This window comes from Pseudomonas rosaeacicularis (assembly GCF_057128745.1).
In genome coordinates this window covers 241,176-247,562 of record NZ_JBSKHT010000012.1, presented here as the reverse complement: position 1 = coordinate 247,562, position 6,387 = coordinate 241,176, and the positions used below count along the sequence as shown (strand labels likewise).

General features: G+C 57.1%; 5 protein-coding genes. 2 read left to right on the top strand and 3 right to left on the bottom strand.

Going from position 1 to position 6,387, the window contains the following annotated elements:
* Window positions 1-180: 180 nt before the first annotated feature.
* Genes mksF through mksB form a run of 3 tightly spaced genes read right to left on the bottom strand, consistent with a single transcriptional unit; the run spans window position 181 to window position 4,986 of the window.
* Window positions 181-3,015: an Mks condensin complex protein MksF gene (gene mksF / locus ACWKWM_RS17450; RefSeq protein ID WP_483847328.1), complete on the bottom strand. Its 2,835-nt coding sequence runs from the start codon at window positions 3,013-3,015 to the stop codon at window positions 181-183.
* Window positions 3,012-3,719, bottom strand: coding sequence for an Mks condensin complex protein MksE (gene mksE, locus ACWKWM_RS17445; protein WP_483847327.1), 708 nt, complete (start codon window positions 3,717-3,719; stop codon window positions 3,012-3,014). The genes mksF and mksE overlap by 4 nt, the downstream gene beginning before the upstream one ends.
* Window positions 3,709-4,986 carry an Mks condensin complex protein MksB gene (gene mksB / locus ACWKWM_RS17440; RefSeq protein ID WP_483847326.1) on the bottom strand — a complete coding sequence of 426 codons (1,278 nt, stop codon included), beginning with the start codon at window positions 4,984-4,986 and terminating at the stop codon, window positions 3,709-3,711. Before mksB ends, mksE begins: the two co-directional genes overlap by 11 nt.
* A gap of 144 nt (window positions 4,987-5,130) precedes the next feature.
* On the opposite strand from mksB, the gene ACWKWM_RS17435 reads away from it, so the two are divergent.
* Both ACWKWM_RS17435 and rimI read left to right on the top strand, forming a co-directional pair.
* A complete protein-coding gene (locus ACWKWM_RS17435; RefSeq protein ID WP_483847325.1) occupies window positions 5,131-5,934 on the top strand; it encodes an energy transducer TonB in 804 nt (267 codons plus the stop codon).
* Window positions 5,927-6,379, top strand: coding sequence for a ribosomal protein S18-alanine N-acetyltransferase (gene rimI / locus ACWKWM_RS17430; protein ID WP_483847324.1), 453 nt, complete (start codon window positions 5,927-5,929; stop codon window positions 6,377-6,379). The genes ACWKWM_RS17435 and rimI overlap by 8 nt, the downstream gene beginning before the upstream one ends.
* The last annotated feature ends 8 nt before the right edge of the window (window positions 6,380-6,387 follow it).

Genomic DNA, 6,387 nt, shown 5'->3' with positions numbered 1-6,387 from the left:
CCCCATGTGAGAGTAGGTCATCGTCAAGATTAAATTCCGAAACCCCTCACCGCTTGCGCGGTGAGGGGTTTTGTTTTGGGCGGCCGGAAAAACCTCGTTCGCGAGTAGAAGCGGCACAAACATAGACAATAAAAAAGGCCGCATCTTCATGCGGCCTCCCAGTAAACCTCCTAACTTAACTCATTCCGCAGCCACATCTGCCACTTCAATGAGCTTGGTTTTAACCAACTCATCCCGTCGTTGAATATACTTCCAGTCAGCCTCATCAATATAAATCCCAGCGGGCCCGCTTCCACCTTCGAGGTCAATCGCCACGTGAGCAGATACTTGCGGCTTCACGCTTGCCAGGATAGGCACGAAGCCCAACTGAAGACTGGTTTCCAGCAATGCTGCCTGGTTCTTCTCATCGATGTCTGCAGCCTCGTCCAAATAGTAAGGAAGGCGGATACGACCGGCTTGCTCACGATCCATCAAGTGCAGTAACAAGTACATGTTGGTCAAGGCTTTGATGGTCATCGTGGTGCCGTTTGAAGCTGCACCATCGATGTCAGTATGAATAACCGGCTGGCCATTCACCTTTGTAATCTCGAATGCCAACTCGAAAAGGTCTTTCAAGCCTAGCTGGTTGTGGTTGGCTGCGACTAAGCGCGCCAAGTATTCCTTGGCCTCTTCGTTCTTGTTGTCTTGATCTGCACTCTGGTTCAGGTCAAACACTGAAAGCGTTTCCCCCTCTTCATATTGGCCAGCGCTGTGAATGATCTGGTCAATATGCTTGAGCGCTTCCTTGTTAGGAGCCAGGACAATACGGAAGCTTTCAAGGTTGGAAACCTGACGCTTGTTTATCTCGCGATTGAACAAAGCCAATTGATGCTCGAGGCTGTCGTAGTCACTGCGAATGTTGCGCAGCGTACGTGCAATATCAGTAACCGCAGCACGACGCGCCTTGCCGAGAGTAAGCGCCTCATCTTGGCGATGCGCGTATGCGTTGATCAACAACTGCAAACGGCGCTCCATGTCGTCTTCGCTATCGAATTTGGCCACACCCTTAAGGCGAACCTGCGCATACAGCGCTTCAATCTGCCCATCACAACGCTGCAGGCCCTGCCAGCTGTCCTGATAATCGTTGAGCAATGGAAGTAGATTTTCCAGCGAGTCGTCGACGGCTTCCATAAACGGCGCACCGAACGGCATGTCGGCGGGCAGTAATTGGCGGCGACGCAATGCATCGTCCAGCGTGCGCTGCTTGGACTCCAGATCGCCAATCTGGCGGGCAACCAACTGCAGCTTGGCGGACAACTGCTGAACACGCTCAGTGAACGCATCAGACGAGCGTTTCAGCTCGTCCTGAGCCGCTTCCAGTTGTGCAAGTTGCTCATGCTTCTCAAGCTCCTCAGCGGTTAACGTCTGCGAGCGGCGGAAATCTTCCAACGCCTTCTGCGCATCCAGAACCTGCTGATACAGCACTTCGGTCTGAGTCTTGCTCGCTGCGCGGTCAGCGGCCACAGTCTGTTGCGTTTTCAGCTGCTTGAGTTCTTTTTCAAGACGCTCTTTCTGATCACGCAAAGCAGCACGGTCCGCCAATGCTTGCAGCGCCGGTGGCTCGATATGCGACAGATTGATCGACAGGCCGGGCACTTCAAAATGCTCCCCCTTGAACCCATCCAAGATGGCTTCGAGAGATTTCACCCATGCGTCGCCATCGTCGAGCGCGATGCCCTGTTCGCCCAGCGGCAGACTGAACAACGCGCTATTGAACAGTCGCATCAAACGTTCGACATCCGGCTGCGAGAACTCTTCACGCAGGCGTGCATAACTGTTGTTGTCGGCATGATCGAGTTGCTGCTTCACTGACTTCAGACGCTTTTCCAGATCTCGCAGACGCTCGTCCAGATCTTCAGCACTGAACTGACGCGACTGCGCCAAAGCACCGGCCAACTCATCATGAGCATCTTTGGCTGCCAGTAATTGCTGCTCGAGAACACGCACGTTGTCGACCAGCGCGAAGCGATTCTTCAACACCGCCAGCTCACCGATCCAACGCTGAATGCCGCTGATTTCGCGCTCCAGTCGCATCAATTCCTGAGTGCCACCGCGCTGATCGTTTTGCAGTTCATCCTGCAAGCCCCGGTAGTGTTCGGCCTGAATGACCAGCTCTTCCTTGCGGGCGTTGGAGTAGTCCTGCCAAGTACCAAGTAACGAATCCAGAAGCGGTGAAAGACGATGGAGCTTGCCGCGCAGAACTTCCCGCTGCCGAACACCATTGGCCAGTGCTTCAACTAATGGCCCAGCGAGGACGAGAGCGTTGTAGTCCTGCTCCATGCGTCGTACATCGCGGAACGCTTCTTCGCACGCCGCAATGTAATCGACGCTACCGGAACGCAAGCTGTGCTCGAACGCATCAAGGAACAACTGCTTGAGCTTGGCGGCAGTGATTTCGCGCATGTGCAGCAAATTGATGAACAGCGCGCGGAAGGTTTTAAGGCTCTGTTCGCTGGTTGAGCGTAAAGGGATCAGTGTCAGATCCAGCGGGATCGAGGTGTGACCGCCGACCAGCAAGCGGCGCAATTCATCGGGCTTTAATTCATAGGCTTTCAGGCCCTGGGCTTCGAGATTGCTGAACAGTTCTTTCTGTCTTAGGCACGTGTCATCTTTCTGGTAATGCGCCAGGTCGAGCTTGCCCGCATACGCAAAGAACTGGTGCCCGAAACCGCCGCCCGGCCCGCGACCCACCACCCCGATGACGTGAGGGCCATGAGGCAGCGCAACTTCGACAAGGATGTAACTGGTGTCCGTAGCGAAGTAGAAGCGACGGGATTGTTCCAGCGTGTATTTGCCGAAACTCATGTCCGACATGCGGGCCAGAATCGGGAATTGCAGCGCGTTGATCGACGCGCTCTTGCCCAGGTTGTTCGCGCCGTACACCGACAGCGGATGTTCCAGCGGGAACAGTCCGAGGCTGTAACCCGCAGTGTTCAGCAAGGCGAAGCGGCGGATGCCATAACGTTCCTGGCTCATACGTCTAGCTCCTGTTCTTCGGCGATTGCGCGCGCCAACGCCTGCTCTTCGGTCAGCTCGACGTCGTCAAACTCAGCAAGATCAAGCGGATCTCCGGTCTCAAGTAATTTTTCGTCGCTGTCGTCGTCAATCAGAACCGGTGTTGGCAACGGCAGATCGCTGTGCAGACTCGCTGCCAGATCACGGTCCTGCTGAACTGACAGGCAGACATCAAGAAACCGATGCATCGGCGGCAAAAAACGGAAAACGCCCATTTCTTCGCTGGCAAAACCCAGTTGGGTCATACGGCGCATTATTTTTTCTTCAAGCTCTTCCTGAGTCTGGACTTCGGCCTGCAGAAACAGATCGCGATATTTTTCCAGGAGCGAGGGCAATTCTTCCCGGCCCAGGCTGCCACCATCGAGCACTGCAACGGGGTCACGACCCTGATCGGCCAGATGCTCAACCAGAATGAACGTGAACAACGCCAGCCGCTGTGCCGTCTTGTTGACTTGAGCCGCGGCCAGGTCAGGCACGAAGTAGTAGAACCCGCGTGTGTCGCACACCAGTTCAAACCCCAGCGCTTTGAACAGGGTTCGATATTGATCCTGGGAATTGGACAGCTGGGCGTACAACTCCGGGTCACGGCGGCTAATGTGATAGCCCTTGAACAGCTCGCGGAAAATCGGCGCCAGCTGGGACATTTCGGATAGATCAAGATGCATGGGCGGTGCCCTCTGAATGCTCTGGGGTGACGTCTCGACTAGAGAGCAGGGCGAAGGAGCGCAGGCTGACCCGGTGCTCCTGTGTGAAGTATTCGCGGCGCTCCAGACGTTCGCGCTGGAAGCGCTTGTCCCGCGACAGGCGCGAGAACCAGTACAACAATTCGTCGGTGGCGCCGTTGGGTTCTTGCTCGAGCAACCACACCATCAAATCGGGCATCGGCAGCGCATCTTCGCAACGCTCCAGCATTTCCTTGACCGTGCGTGGCGCCTTGGGCGGTTCCCCTTTGCGCGTAGTGCTGGCCTTGGGGAATCGCGCTGGTTTGGGTTCAAACCGCGCGAGAGCATAGACGTAAGCCTCGACCTGATTCGCGCTGCCGAGGAACGTGCTCTGGGGACGAGTGAACATTGGCATCGCAGCTTGCGGCACTGCATCGATGCCCTTGCGCCGTATGGCCGACAACGCCAACGCAGCGCCGCGAGTCACGGCATTGTGTCGACGGGCCTCTTCGCGCAGCGGCAGCAGCAGTTCGCGAGCATGACGCAAGGTCAGTTGTGCGCTGGTCTGCATTTCCAGGATTCGCGCGTGGGTACGCAGCAGCATGTCGTCGTCGACCAGATGCCCAAGCCGTTGCTGATCGGTCAGCATACGCAGCAGCACGTTTTCGACCTTGCGCACGCCTTGCTCGAAGGCGCCATCGGCGTTGACCAGTTGAATCATCGGCTCGACGTATTCGTCCCACGTCGCCAGCACTTCGGCATAGCGCTGACGCAACGGGATTTGTCGATCGCTGGTCTTCGCCCGTTCAGCAACCGAGACAAGCGCCTGTTCGTCGTTGGCGAGCTTTTTCAGGACATCGCGCACGCGCATGTCAAGCAATCGCAATTGGCGGGCGAGATCGTTGGCATCGCGGACATCGAACGCGTCCTGGATATAGCCAGCCAAGCGCTCAAGATGGCGCAGGTAAGCTTCTATCTCCAGGCACAGCCCCAAACGGTGCTCACGTCGCAGATACGACAGAAAGTCGTGAATCTGCGCATTCAGCTCGAAACGGTTAGGGCTTTTAGCCACTGGCACCAGGATATCGAGGCGGATCCACACATCCAGCAGGTGAGTAATATCCTGCGGCGTACTTTCGAGTTGCTGGGCCGCCAGTTGCAGGCGCAATTCGCTCAGGCTCAAAGTGCCTTGGTCAAAATGCTCGCACAGAGGCTCAAGGAGCGCCCAGTGTTCGGCAAGGGCGCGCAGGACGCGCTTAGGTTCGATCATGGGAATGCCGGCTGGTTGGCGAAGAAAAGCCGCAATTGTACTGCATAGCCGGGGTTGGTTTTCACTCTCGGTCGATCAACTGCGGCGCGACGCGACGAAGGTCTGTAGAATCGCCCGCCTAACTTATCCACAGGTGGCCGACCTTTGCTCAACGAGTCCCGCCGCCGCGCTTATATGACCGCCATGCAGGTGGTCAATTGGCTGCCGCGCACCGAACTGCCCTTTGCCGCGCCTTCGCGTCCGGAATTGCTCGCGCCATTACCGGTTTTGGTTGAGGCGCCTGTCGCAGAAGCCAAAGCGCCGCCCGTTGCCGATGCGGCGCCGCCACGCGATGTCCCGATGGCTCGGACTGTCGAGCGGCCGAAGGTCGAAATGCCGCGCTCATCCGCCATGGTAAAGCCCATTGTCAAAGCTGCGGTCAAAGATGAGGACGCCGCGCCTGCCGTGGTCAAAGCGCCTGTCATTGCGCCGCCACGTTTTGCCCTGCAACTGCTGCGCGCCGGCAACTGCCTGCTGCTAGTCGAATTGGCGACCGGCGAGCCCTTCCAGAGTCGCGATCCGTCTTATTTATTGCTCAAGGACATGCTGCGCGCCGCTGGTTTGCCAGACAGCCCGCAAATCATAGGCGAGCCGGTGCGTTGGCCGTTACTGGTGCGAGGGCAGATGGATCAAGGGCCAGAGGCGGCGCGGGATTTCGTCCAGGGCTTCCTGTTCGCCCGGCTGGAAGAAGCGCCTTGCAGCCTGCTGTGGCTGATCGGACTGCCATCGCTGAAATTTGCCGGTGAAGTAGACGCCGAATCCTACAACCGAGAACTGCAGGTCGAAGGCCTGGGCTCTGCCTGGGCGCTGCCAGGGCTGGAACTATTAATGGATGAGCCTCAGCGCAAGGCGGACGTCTGGAAAGCCATGCGTCGATTGATGGCACGTTGGAAGAACGTAAATGAGTGATGCAGTAAGTTTTCGCCCAATGACTGAGGCGGATCTCGACGCCGTCCTGAAAATCGAATACGCAGCCTTCAGCCATCCGTGGACAAGGGGCATCTTTCTGGATGGACTGAAGTCCTATGAAATCTGGCTGATGTTCGAAGGCGAGCAGCAAGTCGGGCACGGCGTGATCAACGTGATCATCGACGAAGCGCACCTGCTGAACATTACCGTCAAGCCGGAAAGCCAAGGTCGCGGTCTCGGATTATTGCTGCTGGACCGCTTGATGAAGCGCGCCTACGAACTCAATGGTCGCGAGTGTTTTCTCGAACTGCGTGCCAGCAATCAATCGGCCTATCGTCTGTATGAGCGCTATGGCTTTAACGAGATAGGCCGACGTCGTGATTACTACCCGGCAACTGGCGGCCGGGAAGACGCGCTGGTCATGGCGTGTACGCTACTGGACTGACTGCGCGA

Bases quoted from the DNA above. Each gene is read 5' to 3' on its own strand.
- rimI (WP_483847324.1), top strand. From the start codon at position 5,927: ATGAGTGATGCAGTAAGTTTTCGCCCAATGACTGAGGCGGATCTCGAC.
- mksE (WP_483847327.1), bottom strand. From the start codon at position 3,719: ATGCATCTTGATCTATCCGAAATGTCCCAGCTGGCGCCGATTTTCCGC.
- mksF (WP_483847328.1), bottom strand. From the start codon at position 3,015: ATGAGCCAGGAACGTTATGGCATCCGCCGCTTCGCCTTGCTGAACACT.
- mksB (WP_483847326.1), bottom strand. From the start codon at position 4,986: ATGATCGAACCTAAGCGCGTCCTGCGCGCCCTTGCCGAACACTGGGCG.